Source organism: Planctomycetaceae bacterium, from assembly GCA_041398785.1.
Lineage (GTDB): Bacteria > Planctomycetota > Planctomycetia > Planctomycetales > Planctomycetaceae > JAWKUA01.
On the sequence record JAWKUA010000001.1, the window covers coordinates 65,801 to 88,674 of the forward strand.

General features: G+C 59.5%; 16 protein-coding genes and 1 tRNA gene. 8 read left to right on the plus strand and 9 right to left on the minus strand.

The window, feature by feature from the left end; genetic code table 11:
* Positions 1-42 precede the first annotated feature (42 nt).
* A complete protein-coding gene (locus R3C19_00330; GenBank protein ID MEZ6058788.1) occupies positions 43-1,254 on the plus strand; it encodes a hypothetical protein in 1,212 nt (403 codons plus the stop codon).
* Positions 1,251-2,363 carry a hypothetical protein gene (locus R3C19_00335; GenBank protein MEZ6058789.1) on the plus strand — a complete coding sequence of 371 codons (1,113 nt, stop codon included), beginning with the start codon at positions 1,251-1,253 and terminating at the stop codon, positions 2,361-2,363. Before R3C19_00330 ends, R3C19_00335 begins: the two co-directional genes overlap by 4 nt.
* Positions 2,364-2,510: 147 nt before the next feature.
* Here the strand turns inward: R3C19_00335 and R3C19_00340 are convergent, their stop codons facing one another.
* The 3 genes from R3C19_00340 to R3C19_00350 form a co-directional block, all read right to left on the minus strand.
* A complete protein-coding gene (locus tag R3C19_00340) occupies positions 2,511-3,641 on the minus strand; it encodes a M20 family metallopeptidase (GenBank protein ID MEZ6058790.1) in 1,131 nt (376 codons plus the stop codon).
* Positions 3,642-3,744: 103 nt separating this feature from the next.
* The gene (locus R3C19_00345) at positions 3,745-3,954 is read right to left on the minus strand and encodes a DNA-binding protein (GenBank protein ID MEZ6058791.1); all 210 of its coding nucleotides are present in this window, start codon (positions 3,952-3,954) and stop codon (positions 3,745-3,747) included.
* A 328-nt stretch (positions 3,955-4,282) separates the two neighbouring features.
* Positions 4,283-5,206: an SPFH domain-containing protein gene (locus R3C19_00350; protein MEZ6058792.1), complete on the minus strand. Its 924-nt coding sequence runs from the start codon at positions 5,204-5,206 to the stop codon at positions 4,283-4,285.
* Positions 5,207-5,520: 314 nt separating this feature from the next.
* Here R3C19_00350 and R3C19_00355 point away from each other — a divergent pair, with 314 nt between their 5' ends.
* Positions 5,521-6,903: a DUF1501 domain-containing protein gene (locus R3C19_00355; GenBank protein MEZ6058793.1), complete on the plus strand. Its 1,383-nt coding sequence runs from the start codon at positions 5,521-5,523 to the stop codon at positions 6,901-6,903.
* A gap of 43 nt (positions 6,904-6,946) precedes the next feature.
* Here the strand turns inward: R3C19_00355 and cmoB are convergent, their stop codons facing one another.
* A complete protein-coding gene (gene cmoB / locus R3C19_00360; protein ID MEZ6058794.1) occupies positions 6,947-7,924 on the minus strand; it encodes a tRNA 5-methoxyuridine(34)/uridine 5-oxyacetic acid(34) synthase CmoB in 978 nt (325 codons plus the stop codon).
* 505 nt (positions 7,925-8,429) lie between these two features.
* Between cmoB and R3C19_00365 the strand changes: the two genes are divergently transcribed.
* The 5 genes from R3C19_00365 (at position 8,430) to R3C19_00385 (ending at position 16,533) form a co-directional block, all read left to right on the plus strand.
* On the plus strand, positions 8,430-10,862 hold the full coding sequence (locus R3C19_00365) for a DEAD/DEAH box helicase family protein (GenBank protein ID MEZ6058795.1): 2,433 nt from the start codon (positions 8,430-8,432) through the stop codon (positions 10,860-10,862).
* A gap of 214 nt (positions 10,863-11,076) precedes the next feature.
* Positions 11,077-12,594, plus strand: a complete 1,518-nt coding sequence (locus R3C19_00370; GenBank protein MEZ6058796.1) for a class I SAM-dependent DNA methyltransferase — start codon at positions 11,077-11,079, stop codon at positions 12,592-12,594.
* The gene (locus R3C19_00375) at positions 12,591-14,267 is read left to right on the plus strand and encodes a putative DNA binding domain-containing protein (GenBank protein ID MEZ6058797.1); all 1,677 of its coding nucleotides are present in this window, start codon (positions 12,591-12,593) and stop codon (positions 14,265-14,267) included. The genes R3C19_00370 and R3C19_00375 overlap by 4 nt, the downstream gene beginning before the upstream one ends.
* A 576-nt stretch (positions 14,268-14,843) precedes the next feature.
* Positions 14,844-16,013, plus strand: a complete 1,170-nt coding sequence (locus tag R3C19_00380) for a hypothetical protein (GenBank protein ID MEZ6058798.1) — start codon at positions 14,844-14,846, stop codon at positions 16,011-16,013.
* A gap of 304 nt (positions 16,014-16,317) precedes the next feature.
* Complete coding sequence (locus R3C19_00385; protein ID MEZ6058799.1) at positions 16,318-16,533, plus strand: hypothetical protein; 216 nt, start codon at positions 16,318-16,320, stop codon at positions 16,531-16,533.
* A 199-nt stretch (positions 16,534-16,732) separates the two neighbouring features.
* Here the strand turns inward: R3C19_00385 and R3C19_00390 are convergent.
* The 5 genes from R3C19_00390 to R3C19_00410 all read right to left on the minus strand — a co-directional run bounded on the left by R3C19_00390 (position 16,733) and on the right by R3C19_00410 (position 22,862).
* A tRNA-Sec gene (locus tag R3C19_00390) sits at positions 16,733-16,826 on the minus strand.
* A gap of 300 nt (positions 16,827-17,126) precedes the next feature.
* Entirely contained in the window at positions 17,127-17,588 is a 462-nt protein-coding gene (locus tag R3C19_00395) for an FHA domain-containing protein (GenBank protein MEZ6058800.1), read from the minus strand.
* 244 nt (positions 17,589-17,832) lie between these two features.
* Entirely contained in the window at positions 17,833-18,687 is an 855-nt protein-coding gene (gene truA, locus R3C19_00400; GenBank protein MEZ6058801.1) for a tRNA pseudouridine(38-40) synthase TruA, read from the minus strand.
* Between the two features lie 3 nt (positions 18,688-18,690).
* On the minus strand, positions 18,691-21,174 hold the full coding sequence (locus tag R3C19_00405; protein ID MEZ6058802.1) for a DUF1553 domain-containing protein: 2,484 nt from the start codon (positions 21,172-21,174) through the stop codon (positions 18,691-18,693).
* A gap of 173 nt (positions 21,175-21,347) precedes the next feature.
* Positions 21,348-22,862: a sulfatase gene (locus tag R3C19_00410; GenBank protein ID MEZ6058803.1), complete on the minus strand. Its 1,515-nt coding sequence runs from the start codon at positions 22,860-22,862 to the stop codon at positions 21,348-21,350.
* Positions 22,863-22,874: the final 12 nt, after the last annotated feature.

The window sequence follows — 22,874 nt, forward strand, 5'->3', positions numbered from 1 at the left end:
CGCCCGTGTTTTCGATTTCCTTTCCAGCCCCTGAAATCCGCCGTGACCAGATTGCTTGCCAGCACGATTTCGCTGTCAGCTCTGTTCTTGCTGACAACGGCAAAGGCAGACGACGCTGTCGATTCCGCGCCGCAGACATCGATGCTGGTGCTGATGAACGGTCGTGTCGTCACCGGGCAACTGACGCCGCGAGTCGGCGGGTACGAAGTCACGCAGCCGGGCGGCAGCCTGTTTCTGCCGTCCGATTCCATCCGCTTGTTCGCGACGGACATCGACGACGCCTACGACAAGATGAGAGCGTCGCTGCCGCAATTGACACCGAATGACCACATCGACCTGGCTCGCTGGTGCCTGACCAATCGGCTGCACGCGAAGGCGCAACGCGAACTTCTGGACGCGCTGCACATGGACCCGTATCGCGACGACGCAAAACGAATGCTGCAGGCACTGCGCAGAACTCTGTCGTCGGAATCAAGCGGCGGCAACCTGACCGCTGCGGGCACCTCCGATCCGGGATTTTCGCCGGAAGCGGATACTCGCCCCAGCCGATCTCTGGGCGGGCTGTCCCGTCCCCTGGCACGGGACTTCGTCAGCCGTGTTCAGCCGCTGATGGCAAACAAATGCGGCAACGCCACGTGTCACGGAGGCGGCGTCGAACGTCCCTTCGTGATTCATCCGTTGCGCAATACGTCCAGTCCGCATCAGGCCGAACAGAATCTGGCGGCCGTCCTGAACCAGATCAACTTCGAATCACCACCCGATAGCCCGCTGCTGAAGGATCTTGATGGTCTGCACGGCGGTTTGCGGCAACCGCTGTTCCGCGGACGCCACGGCGCTGTTCAAATTTCACAGCTTCAGGAATGGGTACATGCGGCCGCCGAAGAAATCTCACCCGCATCCGCTTCCATGACCGCGGCTGCATCCGCAAGACACGCCGGCGAAGCGGCTGACACCGATCCGGCGATTCAGCAAACCGCGTTTCAGTTCCCCGACGACTCCGGGAACGGAAACACGCCGTTTTCCGCAACCGCAGATTTCCGAGAGTCTGTTGATGACGGTGACCTGGTGCCGGCGCATGGTGTCGCCGCAGATCCGCACGGACGCTTTCGGTCCATTGCCGAATCAGATTCGCAATTCCTGCTGGAAGCTGAAAACGCAAACCGCTCAGACGCATTCGATCCGAACATCTTCAACCGAAGATTTCATGCGGACCGATTTGAATCGACAACCCGGTCGCGAAAGGACTCGCGATGAAGATCCACCTCTGCCTGATGCTCGTTGTTTCCGTGACTCTTGTCGGCAGCGGATGCTCCCGATGGCGCGGAATGACGCGCCGGGATTACGCCGGAATGCACGATCCGTTTCTGGGATCAGGCGAAGCGCTGGCCGACACCACAGCACCCGGACCGTCGACAGGCGTCGTTAAGCTTGGCGGTCCTGCAGCAACGCAGACTCCGGAAAAGCAGGCCATCATCGCCAGCTACGAAAAACGCCTGGCAGAACGCCAGCGAGCCGAACGTGACGCGACATTCCCCGGCGTCAATCCGCCTTCTGCCGGATCACTGGCTGCGGCGGGTAAAAACGGACCGTCGCTGTCGGACTTCATGAGCAAGCCGGCGAACGAAGAAGGCTTGCCGAAAGTGACGGCGTCACTGCCGTCAGCCGTCGAAGTCGCCAAAGCAACCGCTCCGGAATCTGCTGCGGCCGTTGACCCTGTTGACGAACTGGCGGAGTTCGGAAAGTATCTCGAACAACAGGCCGCAGCCGGCACCGACACCGCAAAGAAGAAGACCGCTGCTTCTGCGGCCAACGTGGCTGCGATCGAAAACGACTTCGCCGAATGGGCGGCGGAGTGGGAAGTCGAACCAAAGAAGACCGCGACTCAGGCCAGTCACATCGATACCGGCGCGCCGTCGCGTGTAACTCAGGCGGCTCGGGAAGTGACACGGGCTATGGAAGAGCTGACTCCCAGACTTCCCGCGCCGAAGATCGCCGACGACGTGGCATCGCCGCTGATCTCCCCATCGTCGCCCGGTTCGTTTCCCGGTTCGTCCGCGAGTTCGTCTGCCTTTCTTTCGGGGCCGACCGGAAACACGGCACCGCCGTTGCCGAAGCCGACAGCGCCCACGCCGTCTCAGCCTGCTCCCGCAGCGACTGCTCAGCCGACACGACCGACGAATCCCGCGTTTGAAAACGAACCAAATCCGTTCGCTGCACTGGATGCCTTCGAACCGAAACCTGCCGGCCTGATTCCTGCTCCCGCCGCTGCCCCGGCGCCGACACCGGCTGCACAACCAAAAACCATCGACGCCACGTTCAACTTCGATTCCGGCTGGCGGCCGTCTCACCTGACTCGACCGTAGGCCGTCGTGCGATGAGATGACTGCGGCGAAGCGGCCACGTCCCGATATCGTTCGCCCGGGCAGCGAGCACGTTGCGTACGCCGGGTCGCCGGACTGCTGCGATCTGTTCTCGCCCGGTACGGTGACGTCATCCCGACAACGGAAATGTCATCCCAGACACCAGCGTTCGATCAGCGTGCTATACAGGTCCGTTCCGCGCTGAAGCTGGTCAAGACTGACCCATTCGTCGTCCGTATGAGCCTGCCGGATGTCGCCGGGACCAAGCACGACCATGCGGCCGATTTCCGTAAAGCGGCCTCCGTCAGTCCCATAGCCCACCGTTCGTGACGAGGAACTTCCTGTGATCGTCAGCAATTCCCGGACGAATTCCGAATCGGGATCCGTGAACAGAGCCTTGCACTGAAACTGAATTTCAAACTCCAGCCCGTGCTGCTTCGCCAGTTGTTCGATCTGCCGGGTCAGGACATCGCCGTCCTGTCGCGGCATCACTCGGAAATACACGGTGCAGACGCTTTGCGGCGCAGTGATGTTCAGCGCGTGAGTGTGGTCGTTGATCCCGATGTTCATGCAGATGTGAGGCGGGTCGAAACGATCGTCGCGCCAGTTTTCATCGCGTTCGGCCGAAAGGCAAAGCTGCCGGAGATCGTTCAGAAACGGGATCATCGCCAGGTTGGCATTCAGGCCTTCACCGGTGCTGGAATGAGCGGCGACGCCCCGCGACACGATCTTCATGCCCTGCCCGCCCTTGTGTCCGTGCACAACTTCCATGCGAGTCGGCTCGCCGATGATTGCCCGCGACCGCGACTCCACGATTTCGCGGAATATGGGACTGCGTTCCGCCACCTGTTCGGCCCCGCCGAGACCGACTTCTTCATCGGCCGTGCTGACGATGTAGAACGGCCGCGTCAACTTCCGGTTCCCGAACTGCGCCGCTGCCGCCAGAGCACATGCCAGTGAGCCCTTCATGTCGCAGGAGCCTCGGCCGTATAAACGATCGTCAGTGACGTGCGGCGTCCACGGACCGGCTTTCGGAAAACTCCACGACCGAACCGGTACGACGTCCGTGTGTGAAAAGTGAGCCCAGCCTTCACCCGCCGGACCCAGCCGTCCGCTGACGCAGGCCTTCTTCACACCAGCCGGGTCCGTGTACTCCAGCCACTCCGTTTCGAACGCCAGAGACTTCAACTGGTCTTCCAGCCAGCGGCTGACTTCGACGTTCGAATCACAACTCACTGTCGGAAACTCGATCAGCGGTTTCAGAAAATCCACAGCAGACATCGCCGAGCACCTTTGAAGGAACGAGGGATCAAAATGCCGGCGAAGTGTAGCGGATTCCCTGCCTCAGTGTCGCAGTCGCGGATCAGGATTGGCGGTCCCCGGATTACTCAGCCTGCGAGTCTGCGGAACCGGAATCGTCCGCCGGGAGTTCCGAAGAACTCTCCCGGCCCGACAACCGGCCCGCGTCCTGCAGTGCCCGGCGAAGCAGGAAGTCGAGCTGCCCGTTTGTGCTGCGCAGTTCGTCCTCCGCCCAGCGACGCAGCGCGTCGAGAACCTTCGGATCAGTTCGCAGCAAAAACGATTCTCGCGCCAAACCTGTCAACCTCCGTTCGGGAACTCACGCCTGACAGACCACTGGTCCGAAACCAGCAAGTCTCCGGAGCGCGATGGTTCCGCATTCCGTTATCTCTTGCGGATTCTTTAGTCCGCAAATCAGGTACCGCATGAGCCGGAACGCGTTAGCGTCCGGTTCCTTGAAAACCGCGGCTAACGCCGTGCGGCTCATTGGGAATTCGGCAACTTATTCATGGCCGCCTCCTTAATAGCCGACCTGCCGAGCGGCTCACTTGTAAACCGCCAATCACATGAACAGAAAAGCGGCGACAAGTCGCCGCACTCCAAAGACATCGCATGATCGAAGATTAGTTGTAAAGAGTTCCGGTGTTGACCACCGGCTGCGTGTGCCGATCGCTGCACAACACAACCAGCAGATTGGAAACCATCGCCGCCTTGCGTTCTTCATCCAGGTCGATCACCCCATCCTTCTTCAGATGCTCCAGAGCCAACTGGACCATCCCGACGGCTCCTTCCACGATTTTCGTTCGAGCCGCGACGATGGCGGATGCCTGCTGGCGCTGCAGCATCGCGGCCGCGATTTCCGGCGAATATGCCAGGTGGCTGATTCTCGCTTCGATGACCTTCACACCCGCTTTGTCCAGCCGTTCCTGAATGTCCGTCTGAAGCTGCTCACAGACTTCAACCGTGTTTCCGCGAAGAGAGATTTCGGTGTCGTGGCTGTCGTAGGGATGCCGGCTGGCCAGCACACGCAGAGCCGCTTCACTCTGAACTTCGACGAAGTTTTCATAGTCGTCGACTTCAAACAGTGCCTCCGCTGTGTCCACAACCTTCCAGACAACCACCGCCGAAATGTCGATCGGATTCCCGTCGCGGTCGTTCACTTTTGACGGCTTGCCCGCCGTTCGTGACTTCGGCTGCACGACCTGCCCTGCCTGGTTCTTGCTCTCCGGAACGGTGCTGGACCCCGTTTCAAAGTTGCGAATTCGCAGCGACAGCTTCTTCTTGGAATAAAACGGGTTCACCCAATAGAACCCGGAATCCGTAACCGAACCGCGGTATTCTCCAAACAGCAGCAGCACCCGCGAATCGTTCGGGGAAACTGCCAGAAATCCGCACAGACCCACGATTGCCGCCGGAATCATGAAAATTCCGGTCAGCAACACCGGAACGGTCGGCGGCCCGCCGCCATCCGGAATCGCGTGAGCAATCACAAACGGTGCTCCAATCACCAGCGCCAGTACCACCAGCAACGGAAACCAGCCAGCCATTGGTTTCACAGGTCTTTCTTTGATCATCGCAGTCACAGCTCCTCAATTGTTAAGCCATTCACGTGATAACGAAATGATATCACATTGATAGTGTCCTGCAACGCAGCAGGGTTTCGGCCGGATCACGGATTTTCGTTCGTTTTCTTTGAAGCCGCCGCGCGGCACTGTCACCGTGCCACCGGCCGGTCGCTGCCGAATCAAGTTGCACAGTCCGATTGCGTCGTCCATACTTTGTTTCCCGCCAGAAATGACTCGCCCGCGCACTCCGGTATTCGCCTTCCTGACCAAACGCCGCAGGCTGCAGGATTCCCGCCATGCCATCACCCCGTTTCCATTTTGATCGACGACGTTTGCTGAAGGTGACGTCGATGGGCGTGATCGGGTCAGCTCTGCCCGCGGCTGCATTGCGGAGTCAGGCAGGAACCACCGCGGAGTCCTCAACGGCGAAGTCGGTGCTGCTGGTGCTGCTCAGCGGCGGACCGAGTCAACTGGATACGCTGGACCCAAAGCCGCAGGCTCCCGAGGAAATCCGGGGCGAATTCCGAGCGATCCATACCACGATCCCCGGAATTTCCGTTTGCGAGCATCTGCCGCGAGTGAGCGCTCAGATGGACAAATGGGCGATCGTCCGAACGCTGGCTCATCGGGAACACAATCATCTGCTGGCGACTCACGTGGCCCTGACGGGGCGGCCCACGCCGATTCCTCGCGGTGGCAGCGATCTTGACCGAGTGGAATCGCGCAACGACTTTCCCAATTTCGCCGCTGCCCTGGATTTTGTGAAGCCACGCGGGGATGGCATTCCCAGCGGCATGTCGCTTCCCAACTATCTGATCGAAGGACCGCTGACGTGGCCGGGGCAGCACGCCGGATTTCTCGGAACCCGACACGATCCGTGGCAGATCAACCATGATCCCAACGACCCGAATTTCCAGGTCGATTCTCTGCACCTGCCGCAGGACATGTCCGGACCGCGACTGCTCTCGCGACGCGGATTGCTGGACCGGCTCAATGAGTGCGACCGACAGCTTTCGGCGGACAGTCGCGCGCGAGCCTTCCTGGAACAGCAGGATGTGGCGTTTTCGCTGCTGACTTCGGCACGGGTGGCTGAGGCGTTTCAGATCCACACCGAAGACGACGCGACACGCGACCGCTATGGCCGCAACAAGTTCGGTCAGTCGCTGCTGCTGTCGCGCCGGCTTGTCGAAGCGGGTGTCCCCATGGTTCAGGCGACAATGGGAATCGTGCAGACGTGGGACACGCACGTCGACAATTGGGGTCGTCTGAAAAATACACTGCTGCCACAGCTCGATCAGGGCCTGGCCGCGCTGATGGACGACCTGTCGTCAAAGGGCCTGCTCGACCAGACCATGGTCATCGTGATGGGAGAATTCGGCCGCACTCCAAAGGTTTCGACATTGCCGGGGCAGACGATTCCCGGTCGCGACCACTGGGCTCACACGTACTCGGGACTATTCGCCGGAGCGGGAATTCGGGGCGGCCAGGTGCTGGGCGAAACGGATTCCATCGCCGCCTATCCGCTCACCCGGTCGTGGACTCCCGCCGACGTCGGCACCACGCTGCTCAGCGCACTCGGCGTGCCGCATGATGCGCAGGTCATCGACCCGCTCGGCCGTCCTCACTATCTGCTGAATGGCGAAGTCATCGCTCCACTGTACACGGCAGCCCCGGTGTAACAGCGCCCTGGTGTTGCAGAGACCTGGCATAGCAGAACCCTGGTCACGGCCGAGCGACCGCTGTCGCGATGGCGCGAATGGGAGCCGGGTGGCCTTCAATCGTGCGAGTCGCGTCGCGGGGGTCAAGAAAATCGGACAGCGACTCGAATGTCATCCAGTCCGTTCGGCGCTGTTCGCGGCTGGACGTTGCTGTCACATCGACGACCTTCACATCGTCGAAGCCGGTTCGCTTCAGCCACAGTTCCAGCATGCGGATTGACGGGATGAACCACACGTTTCTCATCTTTGCATAGCGGCCTTCCGGTACCAGCACCTGCGCGTCCGCGCGGTCAGTGACCAGAGTCTCCAGGACCAGCCTTCCGCCGGGCTTGATTGTTCGGAACAGCGACTGCAGATGGTCGATCGGCGACGTGCGGTGATACAGGACTCCCATTGAAAACGTCACGTCAAAGCAGCGCGGGCACGATTGCAGAGCATCGTCGCTGAGCGGCAGGACATAGTTGGCCACCGGATGATCCGCGTATCGCTTCACGATTTCGTGCTGCATCACATACAACAGAAACGGATCGAAACCGACAACTCGGCGTGCTCCGGCATCCAGCATCCGCCAGCCGTAGTATCCGTTTCCGCAACCGACATCCAGCACACTGCAATTTCGCAGATCGATGTGCCCGGCCAGCCGATCCCACTTTCGGTCGGATCGCCATTCGGAATCGATATGAATCCCGAACAGGTCGAACGGCCCCTTTCGCCACGGACAAAACTGACGCAGAACGGAATGAAGCGTCTCGCGCTGCTCCGCGCTGATGTCGCTGTTGCTGCCGATGGTGACTCGCCCATCGATAACACGCGGGCCGTCGGAAGCAATGTCCGGTAATCCACGAACCGCCGAAGTCCATTCCGCTAAATGTCCGTGAACACCCGGCGACAGGGCTTCCGCGCACCGAGCCCGCAGCAGGTCGCTCCAGCCATCATCACCTTCATCGCGAAGTTCGGCAAACAGCCCATCGAAATCAAACATGCCGGGCAGCGTCCGGATAACTTCTCCGAATGTCCAGTGCCCGCAGCGGAAAATCTCCCGACCCATCCGGCTGGAAGAGAATTGACTCCCGCGAAGCCGCGACGAATCCGTTCGTATCATTCACGTCAGGAAACCGGATGTGTTTCCACGGAAGCGGATGGGAATCGAACCGGTGACCGTAAGTCGCCGCCTGACATCACTTTAGCCAGGTCGGCAGATCGCCGCGACGCCCAATACACCGCGCCGAGCCGGATTCCCCGCCCGAATGCGGACTCGTGGGAACGGTTCGTGGCGACGCTGCGCGACCGGTATCACTTCGGCGCAACCGAACTGCAGTCCGTGGAGGAGGAGGCCCGGATAAGCGGACTGTTCAGCTCTGCAGTCTTGTGACGTCAGGGGCCGTCACAGGACCTGAGACCGCGAGCCCGCCATCGTCAGGGCGATGGCTCGTACCTGTCGGTCGCAACCCGTCAGTTATTTGTCGGCTTTTACGCCCACCGGTAGCATGTCGGGGATCCTGTTCCCGCACCCGGACCTGGGCCGCCCTGCCGTGGATAAGTCGCAACTTTCCGAACGAGACATCTGCAGCAAACTCATCCTGCCGGCGATTCAGGCCGCCGGATGGGATACGCTGACGCAGGTCCGCGAAGAAGTCACCTTCACCAACGGCCGGGTCATGGTGAAGGGAACGATCGTCAGACGCGGTAAAAAGAAACGCGCGGATCTCATCCTGTACTACAGGACGGAAATCCCGGTTGCGATTATTGAGGCGAAAGACAACAACCACTCCGTTGGCGCCGGGATGCCGCAGGCTCTGGGGTATGCCGAGACGCTCGACATCCCTTTCGTCTTCAGCTCCAACGGCGACGCCTTCCTGTTCCACGACCGTACGCCGGGAGCCTCACCAAAGGAGCGCGAGCTGCCGCTCGACCAGTTTCCGAGCCCGGACGAACTGTGGAATTGCTACTGCGTTGCCAAAAACCTGCCAGCCTCAAGCCGACCGGTCGTGCAGCAGGAATTTCATGCCGACGGAAGCGGTAAGTCGCCACGCTATTATCAACTGAATGCCATCAATCGCACGATTGAAGCCGTGGCACGCGGGCAGGATCGCATCCTGCTGGTGATGGCCACCGGCACCGGCAAGACCTACACGGCATTTCAGATCATCTGGCGCCTGTGGAAGTCGCGGGCCAGGAAGCGAATCCTGTTCCTGGCGGACCGCAACATTCTGGTCGACCAGACGAAGACCAACGATTTCAAGCCATTCGGTTCCGCAATGACAAAGATCACGAACCGGACCGCCGACAAGTCGTTCGAAATCTACCTGGCACTGTACCAGGCGATCACCGGGCCGGAGGCTGCACAGAAAGCCTACCGCGAATTCTCACCTGATTTCTTCGACTTGATCGTCATCGATGAATGCCACCGTGGCAGCGCGGCAGCAGATTCGGCGTGGCGCGAGATTCTTGAGTACTTCAGTTCCGCCACTCAGCTCGGTATGACAGCCACCCCAAAGGAAACGAAGTATATTTCCAACATCCACTATTTCGGCGATCCGGTCTACCAGTATTCGCTGAAGCAGGGCATCGAAGACGGGTTTCTGGCACCGTTCAAGGTCGTTCGCATCGACATTGACAAGGATGTCGAAGGCTGGCGACCGACAGCCGGTCAGACGGATCGGCACGGCGAAGTGATCGATGACCGGATCTACAACCAGAAGGATTTTGATCGCACGCTGGTACTGGATGAACGTACGAAACTGGTGGCTCGCAAGGTGACCGAGTTCCTGAAGGGAACGAATCGCTACGCAAAGACGATCGTGTTCTGCGCAGACATCGAGCACGCCGAACGAATGCGGCAGGCGCTGGTCAATGCGAACGCCGATTTGGTGGAGGAGAACTCTCGCTACGTCGTGCGCATCACCGGTGACAGTCCGGAAGGACGGGCGGAACTGGATCACTTCATTGATCCGGAATCCCGGTATCCGGTGATTGCCACCACGTCAAAGCTGATGACAACCGGCGTTGACGCTCAAACCTGCCAGCTCGTTGTGCTGGACCAGCGAATTCAGTCGATGACGGAGTTCAAACAGATCATCGGACGCGGTACCCGTATCAACGAAGAATACGGCAAGCTGTTCTTCACGATCATGGATTTTCGCAAGGCAACGGAACTGTTTGCCGATCCCGCGTTCGACGGCGATCCGGTTCAGATCTACGTGCCGGCCGAAGGGGAGTCGGTCGTTCCGCCTGACGACGATGACGGCGAAGTCGAGGCGGCTTCCGTCGACGAAGACGGGTTTCCGGTGATCGATGGCAACGACGATGGCGAAGCGGGACTCGGCGGCGACACCGTGATAGCTCCCGGTAAGCGCCGGAAGTTCTATGTCGATGACGTCCCGGTTCGGGTTGTCGGCGAGCGAGTGCAGTACATTGGGCCGGACGGCAAGCTGATTGTCGAGTCACTGAAGGACTACAGCCGCAAGGCCGTGCGGAAGGAGTTTGCATCTCTGAATGATTTCCTGACACGATGGACCGAAGCCGACAGAAAGCAGGCGATCGTCGACGAACTGGAACAGCAGGGCGTGTTCGTCGAGGCTCTCGCTGACGAAGTTGGTCGCGACTATGGCCCGTTCGATCTCATCTGCCACGTTGCCTTTGATCAGCCGCCGCTGACGCGGCGTGAGCGGGCCGAGAACGTGAAGAAACGGGACTACTTCACAAAGTACGGCGACGACGCACGCGCCGTCCTGCAGGCCCTGCTGGACAAGTACGCCGACGAGGGCATTGACGACATCGAAAGCATGGAGATTCTCAAAGTGCAGCCTCTATCCAGTTTTGGCACACCGCTGGAGATTGTGAAGCTGTTCGGCAGTAAGCAGGACTATCTGCGAGCACTCAAGGATCTGGAAGCAGCGTTGTACGGGGAAGTCAGTTAACGATGCCCATCTATCGATACACGGCCGAAGGAATTAACCCGGTAGAACCCGCCACATTCTCACAGCTTGGCATCGCAGAACGGGCCGAAACGGGACGTATGCATTCACGTCTGGCTGGGGCACCCGGGGAGAAAGTGTAATGCGACTTCTGCTGGAACATTTCAAACCGTCGAACATTTCATTCGAGCGAGCAATCTGAGCGATTCGGAGCCAAATGTCCCTTTCCACCACGATCAAATCCATTCAGGACATCATGCGCAAGGACGTGGGCGTCGACGGCGACGCTCAGCGGATTGGGCAGATTGTCTGGTTGCTGTTTCTCAAGATCTTTGACGATCGTGAGCACGAATACGAACTGCTTGAAGACAACTACCGATCGCCAATTCCGAAGGAACTCCGCTGGCGGAACTGGGCGGCCGATCCGGAAGGCATGACGGGCGATGAACTGCTCGACTTCTGCAACAACCGGCTGTTCCCCGAACTGAAAGAACTCAAGGTTGCCGCCAACGGGAAGTCGCGCGGTCAGGTTATTCGCAACGTGTTCGAAGACGCCTACCAGTACATGAAATCGGGCACGCTGCTCCGGCAGGTCGTCAACCGAATCAATGACGACATCGACTTCAACGACTCGAAAAAGCGGCACCTGTTCGGCGACATCTACGAGCAGATCCTCAAGGACCTGCAGTCGGCCGGCAACGCCGGCGAATACTACACGCCGCGAGCCGTGACCCAGTTCATGGTGGATATGGTCGACACGCAACTTGGTGAAACGGTCCTTGATCCGGCCTGCGGCACCGGTGGGTTTCTGACCTGCACGATTGAGCACATTCGCAGCCGATACGTCAAATCCGTCGAGGACGAGCAGACGCTCCAGCAGTCCGTGCGGGGCGTCGAAAAGAAGCCGCTGCCGCATCTGCTGTGTACGACCAACATGCTGCTGCACGGCATCGACATTCCGTCCAACATTCTGCACGACAACACGCTGGCCCGCCCGCTCCGCGACTACGGCCCGAAAGATCGAGTCGACGTGATCGTCACCAATCCGCCGTTCGGCGGCATGGAAGAGGACGGGATCGAACAGAACTTCCCGCAGACGTTCCGCACGCGAGAAACGGCCGACCTGTTTCTGGTGCTGATCATGCATCTGCTGAAGGACGGCGGACGCGGGGCCATCGTCCTTCCCGACGGCACGCTCTTCGGCGAAGGCGTCAAGACACGCATCAAGGAAAAGCTGCTGACCGAGTGCGACCTGCACACCGTCGTGCGTCTGCCCAACGGCGTGTTCAATCCGTACACGGGCATCAAAACGAATCTGCTGTTCTTCACCAAAGGCCGACCGACGAAGGACGTGTGGTTCTACGAGCACCCCTATCCGCCGGGCTACAAAAGCTATTCAAAGACCAAACCGATCCGCATCGACGAATTCGAGACGGAAAAGGCCTGGTGGGGAGTCCACAAACCGGGAGGGCGAGGCTCCCGCCGAGCCGGAGACCCCGACCTCTCAAAACGTGAGGAAAACGAATTCGCCTGGAAAGTCTCCGCTGCCGACATCGCCGCCAACGGCTACAACCTCGACATCAAAAACCCGCACAGCTCTGACGACGGTCCCGGCGATCCGGACGAACTGCTGAAGGAATTCCACAATGTCAACGCCGAAGCCGCCAGCGTTCTGGATGCCCTGAAGCAGGAACTCGCATCGGCACTGATTAGTGTTGGGGAGCCCGTGTCGTGAACGAGCAACGACTCCGACAACTGATCGCGCTTCCGGCGGAAACCGAGTGGCTGGAGTTCAAAGCGGCCCGGCAGCAGGAGAACTTCGAGGACGTCGGAAAGTACTTCTCCGCACTCAGCAACGAAGCCAACTTTGCCAGGCAGAAATGTGGCTGGCTGATCTTCGGCGTCACCGACAAACCGCCTCGACAGATTTGCGGAACCCATTACCGGAACGAAGCCCCCGGTCTGGAGCGTCTGAAAGCCGAGATCGCTCAGCACACCAACCATCGGCTGACGTTCTCCGCCCTCCACGAACTGACTGTAGATGGCGAGCGGGTTCTGGCCTTCGAGATTCCCCCGGCGCTGCGTGGTGCTCCGACAACGTGGAAGCAGGTGTCGTACGGTCGCATTCACGAATCGCTCGGCTATCTGGCTGCGAACAAGTTTGACGCGATCCGCCGGCAGGCTGTTGAGGCCGACTGGTCTGCTCAGATCTGCGAAGCCGCGACACTCGACGACCTGCATCCTGCTGCCCTGCTCAGTGCCCGCGAAAAGTTCGAACAGAAGAACCCACAGCTTGCAGACGAGATCGGCGCCGCAGATGACGTGACGTTCCTCAACAAGGCGAAGCTGGCAGTCAGTGGCCGCCTCACCCGCGCCGCACTTGTCCTGCTGGGCAGACCGGAAGCCACGCATCACCTGTCACCGTCCGTCGCGAAGATGACGTGGCTGCTGCGTGACGAGAACGGCAACACGAAAGACTACGCCCACTTCGAGCCGCCGTTCCTGCTGTCCGGCGAGCGTCTGTTCGGAAAAATTCGGAACCTCACGGTGCGCTACCTCCCGCCGGGCACGCTGATTCCCACTGAGATTTCTCAGTACGACCCGTGGGTTATGCGCGAAGCTCTGCACAACTGCATAGCTCACCAGAATTACGAGACCGGCGGTCAGATCTCTGTCATCGAAGACACCGACGCACTGCTGTTCACGAACCCCGGTGAATTTATCCCCGGTTCCGTGGACGACGTTCTACGGCACAACGCTCCGTCTGAGTTTTATCGCAACGCGTGCCTGGCTCAGGCGATGGTGCAGTTCAAGATGATCGATACCGTTGGCAGTGGCATTCGTCGGATGTTCACGGTCCAGAAACAGCGATTCTTCCCGCTGCCGGACTACGACCTCTCCCACCCCAACCGGGTTGAGATGCGGCTGCACGGTCGGATTCTCGACGAGAAATACACGCACGCCCTGATCGCGCGCACGGACCTCGATCTGCTGGACGTCGTGGCTCTGGACCGCGTCCAGAAGAACATCGCGCTGGGCGATTCCGAGTTCAAATCGCTGAAGCGTCAGAAGCTGATCGAAGGCCGCCGTCCGAACATTCACGTCTCCGCTGACGTGGCCGCTGCCACCGACACAGCCGTGGACTACCTGCGGAAACGCGGCATGGATAAGCGGTACTGCCAGGATCGCATCGTCGAGTTGCTGACGATGCAGGACACAGCCACGAAAGACGATTTCCGGAAGCTGCTGCTCGACAAGCTGTCAGATGCCCGTTCGGCACAGCAGAAGGAAGACTTCCTCACGAACCTGCTTCAGGAAATGCGGCGAAACGGCCTTATCGAGCGGGTCGGCCAGAGCACCGCGTCTGCCTGGCGTCTGTGTAAACCGGAGGCTGTTGATGGCGACTGAGACACGTTTTACACGCTCTCGACGCTGCAATGTTGAGACAATGATGGCGCAACATTGCTGCAAGACACAGGTTACGGCTCTTGTAAAACAGGGGCGATCGGCAGAATTTACAGGAGCCGGACGAGACGGAACCGCTTCGGTGAGCAGTCCCCGGCCAGCCAGCCCGGCCGAATGTCTAAAACGGAGTCGATTTGTGGCGAGTAGACTGGGACTTAGACAATTCCGCCATTCGCCGATTGCTGCAACATGTTCTGACACCGACGTTTGCGTCTCGTGTAAATCCGGTCGATTCGCCGCCAGTACACGCCCTGCAGGACGGAGCCCTTGGGAGCTGGAACGCCCGCAGGAGTTCCTCCGGTGCTGGCCTTCGTGCCGCATGACACCGCAGGAGTTCCCCGACGAATTCGGCACGCTGGCCGAGTTGGCGGAGGGAGTGCCGAAGCTGCGTGAGTTGATTCTGAACTCGCCGTGCGCGGAAGCTGAAGCGGGCGGTCGAGCAGGATTTTCAGTGATGCCCCCGTCGCGATGCCGAAACGCAGGCACGACTGATCAAGGAGAAACGTCTGACGAAACGTCTTGGATTTCAGCAAACAGGAGTTGGTCGAGAATCCAGACCGTTCAGAATTGCCAGAAGATCATTCGATTCCAAGCTCGTGGGAAATCGCCGCACTCGGGAACGTAGTACAGATCATTCGCGGCGCACGTTCCCTGCGTCCGCAAAGGGAACGATCAAAGGGGGTACCGTTGCCTGCCTGCGAACTGCGAGTGTTCAGGACGAGATTGAACTGGGATGATCTCATCCTCACATTCCGGAAGACAGAGAAACCTTTGCGAGTCGACCAGTGGGATTACAGGTCGATCGACGACCTGATCATCTCGATGGCACTTGAAGCTATGAGTTGGTCGGGAAACTCGCGGGCGACGTTGACCGTATCCCTGAAAGAGCGTCATTCGGCGGATTCATTGCGGCGATCCGACCGTTCGGACTCGGATCCAAAGTTCCTGCTATGGGCGTTGAGATCGCCAGAGATGCAGGCCGCGTTCCGCTCTCAAGGCAACCCGAGTCAGACCACGAATATCGCCAACATCTCACTGGGCGGAATCTGCGGCCTTTCCGATTGGAATTGTCCGCCATTGTTCCTGTCCCCCCGCTCGGAACAGCATCGGATCGTGGCGAAGGTGGACGAGTTGATGGGTTTGTGCGACCGGCTGGAGGCGGTTCAGCGTGAGCGTCGTGGTGTGCGAGTTCGTCTGAACCGGGCGTCGCTGGAGCGGTTGACGAGTGCGAGCGGTGCGGGAGCCCGCCAGCGAGGCTCCGAACTGTCCGCCGCCTGGCAGCGCGTCTGCGACCACTTCGAGGTGCTCTACGACACCCCCGAAACCCTCCCCGACTTCCGCCAAACCATCCTCCAACTCGCCGTCCAGGGCAAACTCGTCCCACAGAACCCCAACGATGAACCAGCGGAGTCTCAGCTTTCGCGGATCATCGAACATAAGGCACGACTGGTCGCCGACGGGTTGATGAAAGTCGAGAAACCGCTTACGGAAATCGACGAAACCGAAAAGTCGACACGAACGCCGCCGGGATGGTGTTGGGCACGGCTGGGTAATGTCGCAGAACGCATTAACGATGGGAATTACGGGGAGTCGTATCCGAAGAAAGATGAGTTCGTCTCATCCGGCATTCCATTTCACATCCGCGTCCATATCATCCTGACGGCTCCCAGTCGACTTCCGGCAACATGACGATGGTCGCATCCGCCCAGAGAAGCACTCCGAACTGACCAAGGCACAGATCAATTGCAGCCGAGTTCGTCATCTTCCCAAACCGCGGAGCACGTGTTCCGGCAACTCTCGACGGTCCGGCATACCCCCCAAAGAAGGTGTCAATTCTTGTTCCGGACACAATCTCGGACGGCAACATCAACCCGCAAGTGACCCGAATCAGGGTTGTCCACGATCTACTCGACTGCGACGCTGACCCGCCGCGAAGCATTGCAGACGAACTCCTCATTCCGGTCGCAGTTCGGTGAATCGACGGTGATGACAAATGATTCACGCGAAGACGCGACGTCGCGAAGATTCTGTCCCCTTTGCGACTTCGCGCCTTCGCGTGAGCCACAAAACCGAATCGTCTGGAAGGTGGATTCAAAACCTTCTGTCGCGGGTCACCCGTCTGGCATCGACCCTGACCCGCCGCGAATCCACCCGCACCCAACTCCTCACCGCCGCCGTTCACGCGCTGCTCAAAGGTGAAGAAGAATGACTCACACAAAGACACAAAGGCACAAAGTAAGAGCCGAACCCGCTGATCCCTTTGTGTCTTCGTGTCTTCGTGTGAGACTACAAAAGCGAATCGTGTCGAAGGTGACGCATCTTCTGTCGCGGGTCACCCGCCTGGAATCGACCCTGACCCGCCAATCACGGTGCGTCGGGCCTGTTCGGCGGGCAGCAGGGTGAACCCACGGAAGCGGATGGGAATCGAACCCACCAGACGCCATTGCTGACATCTCAACGGTTTTGAAGACCGCGGCGGTCACCAGACTCGCAAACGCTTCCAGGTATGGACAACGGGTATCGGAAACATCTCCGCGTTCCTGCTGGTGTTTTGTCGCTGAAGGTGTGAAGCAATAGACGTCGAGTCCGGAAGCGGTACTTCATCGGGTTGTGGCCGTGTTGAGCGGCGCTTCGTGGATTGTTGGCTTCACAACGGCAGTGCCACCGTGGAGTCTACGTTGAAAGCGAGGTTTCGTAAAAGCAGTCTCTCAAGACCGCCGTCGCCGTGCCGTCCAGGAATCCAGTCTGATGTGGCGGAAGTCGCATTTGGCTGCGGCAACATCTGTTCGCCGTGGCGCGTGATCACTGCCCTGAGAGTGATTTTCGCCAGGTGATCGGTTGCACGGTGCTCTTCCGCATGGATCGCGTCCAGGTGCCGGAGAGTCTGGCGGAGACGCTGCGGCTGAATCGCTGTGCGAATTCTTCCGTTCCGACCAGCGGAATGTTGTGAGCCTGCAGCGGGTTGTGCTGGCCGCGAATTCTGGCGATGAATGAACATGCGCCGAGCGTGATGATGTCGCCGTCGCACAGCTTTCTGCGGTTTGTCGCGATGCCGTTGACCTTCAGGCCGGACACTTTCGACCGGCCTTCGACCCAGCACCCAAGCCGGGTGCATTCAATGGAAAACTGTGCTTCGCTGTCTGACGCGTCTTCAAGAACCCAGTCGCAGGTTGCCGACGCTCCGATCGTCGCCTTCTGGCCCAGATTCACGACACGGCACGTTCCTGTGCCCGGTCCGGTCGTGATCCTGATGACGATATTCATGTGTTGGTCCTGTTCTGATGGCTTCCATGCGTCGTGCGGCCCGCAGTTGTGTTGAAGTGTAGTTCCGCGCTCAGAAAATTGCCGCGCTGCGAATTCGTCGTCGTCGCCACACCGGCCAAACGAGCCGTCAGCGGCTGATTTGTCAGTTCACTGGGCAGCGTTGCCTCGGTTGGTTCATGATCGCCGGCTGCGGTGAAGTGGCAAGCACAAACGACGGCGTTTTCGTCGAACAGGGACGACGGGATCAGCCGCCCGATGGCTGCGGCGGCAACAGCAGTTCCGGAGGGTAGTCCACATGCACCAGATACAACCCTTCGGCGGCGGCGGTGGAGCCGGCCAGTCCGCGATCCTGTGACGCGATGACATCGCGCAGATATTCGACGGGGCGCTGTCCGGTGCCGATTCGCAGGAGCGTTCCCACAATCGCCCGGACCATGTTGTACAAAAAACCGTCCGCCATGATTTCAAAGCTGAGCAGTGGAGCGCCCGGATCGGGATGAACCCGCGCGTCGGCCGGTTGCCAGCGATGTGGCGGGTTCCACACATCGGCCAGCGGCAGTCTTGAGATCGATGCTTCCATGACGGTTCGCACGCTGGTGGCTTTGTTCGGAAAGTGGCTTTCGAAGCAGCGAAAATCGTGAGTTCCCAGCAGGTCAGGCAGCGCGGCTCGCATGGCGTCCACGTCAACACTGCTGCGCGGCCGGTACACCAGGTTCTTCAGAAACGGCGGCAGGACGGGCCCGTCAAACAACAAATAGCGATATCGTTTTCGGACAGCGGAATACGTCGCGTGGAACTCCGGAGCGACTTCGCGGGAACTGACGATGGCGATGTCATCCGGGACAAACCGCTGAATACCCCGTCGAAACTGAGCGGCCGGAATACTTGAGTCCGTCCGAAAGCTGGCAACCTGCCCAAGAGCATGAACGCCGGAATCCGTTCGTCCTGCGCACAGGACGTTTGGGCGATTCCCGGTCAGCTTTCCGATTGCCGATTCGACGCATTCCTGAATGGTCAGTCCGTTGGGTTGAATCTGCCAGCCGCAGTACGCCGTTCCCTGGTAGGCGATGACCAGCATGATGTTGCGAGTGCGCGGCATCGCTTAATGATTGAACAGAAACTCGCGGCTGCTGAGTATGCCCCAGACGATGTCTTCCAGCAGGATGCGGCGATCTTCCGGCGACGCTGATTCCAGGGCAGCCAGCAACTCCGTACGTTCGCGTTCGGTCGGGAATCGTGACAGCGACGTCAGAAAGACTTCATTCAGCATGGCGGTGTCGTCGTCCGGGAACTGCTTCAGCCAGGCCGCCAGCCGGTTGTCCTTCGCACTGAGTTTTTCGTTGACCGTATCGCCGTTGGAAATATGCAGCACCTGAACCATGCTGGGTTCGTCACTGCGTTCGCATTCGCAGGTGATGCGTCGCTGGTTGCGCCCGAAGGTCTGCAGGAAGTACGACTGCACCGCCGAATCATAAAGTGCGATGGCTCGCGTGCCGACGGGATAGAAATCCGTGTCGCGAATATCGGCGCCGGGGAACGCGATCTTGTTAAACGTTGTGGGAACATCGGTCGTCTGCGAGATCGCGTCCAGCAGGACCTCCGCCATCAGCCGTCGCGGATAATAGCGTGAGAACTGCCGCTGTTCGTGCTGATTCTGCGGAAGTGGTTCGCTGCCCCGCTGATACGTTTCGGACTGCAGAATCTGCCTCATCAGCGCTTTCAGATCGTAGTTCTGATCGACCAGATAATCGGCCGCGGCCTGCAGCAGTTCTTCATTGCTGGCGGGATTGGATGAACGCATGTCGTCGACCTGTTCCACCAGCCCTGCGGCAAAGAAGTTTTTCCAGACGCGATTGGTGATGGATCTGGCGAACAGAGAATTTTCCGGCGACGTCAGCCAGTCCGCCAGGTATTCGCGACGGTCGATATCCGCATCGAAGGTAATCGGATCGGCGTCCAGCGGTGTCGGCTGCTGAGGTTTCCCGGTGCGCGGCTGGATCAGTTCGCCGCTGTCGACGGTGACCAGAATTCGGTTTCCGTCGCCGTTGCGGGGATCTCCGCCCCAGCCCTTGGCTCGGACGCGCGAGAACAGATTTGCAAACGCGTAGTATTGATCGTTGGTCCATTTTTCCAGCGGATGGTTGTGGCACTTCGCGCAGCCGATGGACAGGCCAAGGAACGCCTGGCTGACGTTTTCGGCCATGTCTTCCGGCGACTGGTGCAGCGCGAAGAAGTTGGTGGCTCCGTTTTCGAAGCTGGATCCTCTGGCGGTAATAACTTCACGAGCAACTTCGTTCCAGGGAGTGTTGGACGCAACCCGTTCGTGAATCCACGTGTAATAGGCCTTCACCGCTTCCGGCCGCAGCAGCGTCCCGTTAATCATGAACAGGTCGGACCACTTGTATGCCCAATAGTCGGCAAACTCACTTCGCTGCAGCAGCGCTTCGATGACGTCGTCACGTTTTGCGGGAGACCCGCTGGCCAGAAATTCGCGCACTTCCAGCGCCGTGGGCAGAGTTCCGATGGTGTCCAGATAAACGCGGCGAATGAACGTCTCATCCGAACACCGCGGCGACGGCTTCAGATTCAGCCGGCGAAGCTGCTTCAGCACGAGGTCGTCAATAAAGTTGCGGCGACCGGCCAGCAGAAAGTCTTCCGGAGAAACCTGATTCGCAAACGGTACCGTGATGCGAGCGATGACGATCCGGCTTCCAAACCATGCCGTGACGGCTCCTTCGCCGGGCCCGATAACGCTGGCCAGACCGGTTTCGTCGACTGTCGCCACTGCTTCGTTTGCCGATGTGAATTTCGCCCAGTGAGTCACGTCTTCGGCGCGGCCGTCCGAATAATGCGCCAGAACCAGCAGCGGCTGTTTTTCCTCGGCGTCCAGCGTGACGCGATCCGGAAGGATTTCCAGTCGCGTCAGTCGGGCGTCGCTGTCCGACGGCGCTGGTGCTCCGTCGGCGATCCATTCGGAGATGACACGATAGTTGAGCGAATCTGTGTCGATCCGCAGGCCCCCCTTGTGAGCCACCGCGGTTGTGGGTTTGGTCAGCAGCAGGCTCATCGCCGGATCAGCCAGATTGACTCGCCGCCCGCGCTGTTGCGTGGTGATGTTGAAGTGATCGCGATCCGGGTCGTAGCCTCGCAGCGAAAGTTTGAAGCCGCCTTTCCCGGCCAGGGCTCCGTGACATGCACCGCTGTTGCAGCCCTGCCGGGCGAGCACCGACTGAACATGGTTCCGAAACGTCCAGTGAAAGGGCTGGTCCATGTTGCTGACGGTCACCTTTGCGGCCGCAACCGTTTCTTTGTTGCGAACTGCCGCCAGCGTGGTGGTGCCATTGCCGACGGGAATGACAACGCCGTTCGCGATGCGCGCGACGTTCTCATTTGAGGCGAACATCACGATGTCACCGGTTGCCGGACCGCGCGCGACGTCGGCATCGAAGAACTCCAGCAGCAGTCGCTGCCGCGCCTCGCTGCCGTCCAGACGAAAGTCTTCGGGCAGCAGGCGGAGTTCATCAGCCACCGCGGACCGTTGAGCGGTGGCGACGACAGCACACAGGAAGAGGATACGCAATTGCATGATTGTCAATCCGGCGCAGGTTCGGCGGGTGAATCTTCGGTCAGTTTACCAGGACGCGGCGCCAGATTCACGCTGGCTGCACGGCGACTGTGTCACTTGTGCTTTCGAAGCAGAAACGCTTTCATCGCCTTGACGCCGTCCCTGCACTGTGGCCACGACGAACGAAAGCCCGGCTATTCGTAATCCCACTTCATGATCCACGGATCGTTGAGACTTCGCTGCATGTCCTTCAGTTTTTCCTGGTACTGCTGAAGTGTGGCGGCGAATTCCGGTTCGTAGGCCAGATTCCGTGTTTCGGTCGGGTCGGCGGCGATGTCGTACAGTTCGAACTGCGGACGGTGGATGTATTCGCCGACGGTTTTCTGTCCGTACGGCGCGTTCAGGCTTTTTTGATACTGAGCCTGCCAGCTTGACGCCGCCCATAAGTCTGACGCGAACGGATACGGCAGCGGGTGGGCGATGTTCCAGATCAGCTTGTACTTCCTGTCGCGGACGACTCGCATGGGATAGTACATCTGAATTTCGTGAAAGGTGTGCGACGCGAAAATCGTGTCGCGATGTTCCGCTTCGGGCCGGGCGAGAATCGGGATCCATGATTTGCCGTGATAGCTGCGGTAACTTCCCGAGCCGCGGTTTTCCCGATTGGCGTATTCCCTGGACTTCCAGAATGCGTCGGGATCGACCCAATCCTGCGGGCCATTGATTTCCTGATCGAGACCTCCGGCAAAGTCCAGCAGCGAAGGTGCGATATCGACGTGACTTATCATCGCATCAGATTCGACGCCGCGCTTCGGCTGGTACGGATCGCGGACGATGAAGGGAACCCGCAGACCTCCTTCGTAAACAGTCGTCTTGCCTCCGGAAAATGCCATTCCGTGGTCGGATGTGAACACAAACAGAGTTTTGTCGTACAGGTTCGCTTCCTTCAGAATCTGTACCAGTCGAGCGATTCCCTGATCGACGCGGGAACAGGACTGGTAATACTGAGCCAGCTCTTCACGCGTTTCCGGCGTATCGGACAGAAACCAGGGGATGGGGACATCGGCCGGGTCGTAGAAGACTTCGTCGACGCCCCGGTGAGCTTCGTCGTTGGGCCGATTGCCGAACAGATCCGGCTTCAGTTCTCGCGACGACGTTTCGTCGGTTCCGCCTCCGCGATGAGGATCCGCGGTGGCGAAGTACAGGAAGAATGGTCGCTGGTCCGACGTGTCGCTGATGAAGGCTCGGCAGTTTTCCGCCATCTGCACCGCGTTGCGTCCGTTGCCGGTCAGATATGATTCGAAGTGATAGACCTCTTCGGGAGCCACATGGTATTTTCCGATCTGTGCCGTGCGATACCCGGCGTTCGCCATGACTCGCGGAAGCGCCAGGCTGACGACGTTGTGAAACGACGCAAACTTGTGGTACGCGTGCTGATGGCCGTATTGGCCGTTCGCGTGATTGTGCATGCCCGACAGAATGACCGACCGGCTGGCGCTGCAGCTTGCGGTGGTGGCAAAAGCGTTCCGGAACAGCATTCCGTCGCGGGCAATGGCATCGATCGCCGGGGTCACGGCGATCGGGTCGCCATAACATCCCAGCGTCGGGCTTTCGTCATCGGTGATGAAGAAAATGACGTTCCGTTCCGCGGCGATCGCTGCGGCCGACATCACGCCGGCGGCAACAAACAACAGGATGCGATGAAGCATGCACGGTACCCT

Coding starts and splice junctions, on each gene's coding strand:
- R3C19_00395 (MEZ6058800.1), bottom strand. CDS start 17,588: ATGAATATCGTCATCAGGATCACGACCGGACCGGGCACAGGAACGTGC.
- R3C19_00340 (MEZ6058790.1), bottom strand. CDS start 3,641: ATGTCTGCTGTGGATTTTCTGAAACCGCTGATCGAGTTTCCGACAGTG.
- R3C19_00405 (MEZ6058802.1), bottom strand. CDS start 21,174: ATGCAATTGCGTATCCTCTTCCTGTGTGCTGTCGTCGCCACCGCTCAA.
- R3C19_00355 (MEZ6058793.1), top strand. CDS start 5,521: ATGCCATCACCCCGTTTCCATTTTGATCGACGACGTTTGCTGAAGGTG.
- R3C19_00350 (MEZ6058792.1), bottom strand. CDS start 5,206: ATGGCTGGCTGGTTTCCGTTGCTGGTGGTACTGGCGCTGGTGATTGGA.
- R3C19_00410 (MEZ6058803.1), bottom strand. CDS start 22,862: ATGCTTCATCGCATCCTGTTGTTTGTTGCCGCCGGCGTGATGTCGGCC.
- R3C19_00335 (MEZ6058789.1), top strand. CDS start 1,251: ATGAAGATCCACCTCTGCCTGATGCTCGTTGTTTCCGTGACTCTTGTC.
- R3C19_00365 (MEZ6058795.1), top strand. CDS start 8,430: ATGTCGGGGATCCTGTTCCCGCACCCGGACCTGGGCCGCCCTGCCGTG.
- truA (MEZ6058801.1), bottom strand. CDS start 18,687: ATGCCGCGCACTCGCAACATCATGCTGGTCATCGCCTACCAGGGAACG.
- R3C19_00370 (MEZ6058796.1), top strand. CDS start 11,077: ATGTCCCTTTCCACCACGATCAAATCCATTCAGGACATCATGCGCAAG.
- cmoB (MEZ6058794.1), bottom strand. CDS start 7,924: ATGTTTGATTTCGATGGGCTGTTTGCCGAACTTCGCGATGAAGGTGAT.
- R3C19_00385 (MEZ6058799.1), top strand. CDS start 16,318: ATGATTCACGCGAAGACGCGACGTCGCGAAGATTCTGTCCCCTTTGCG.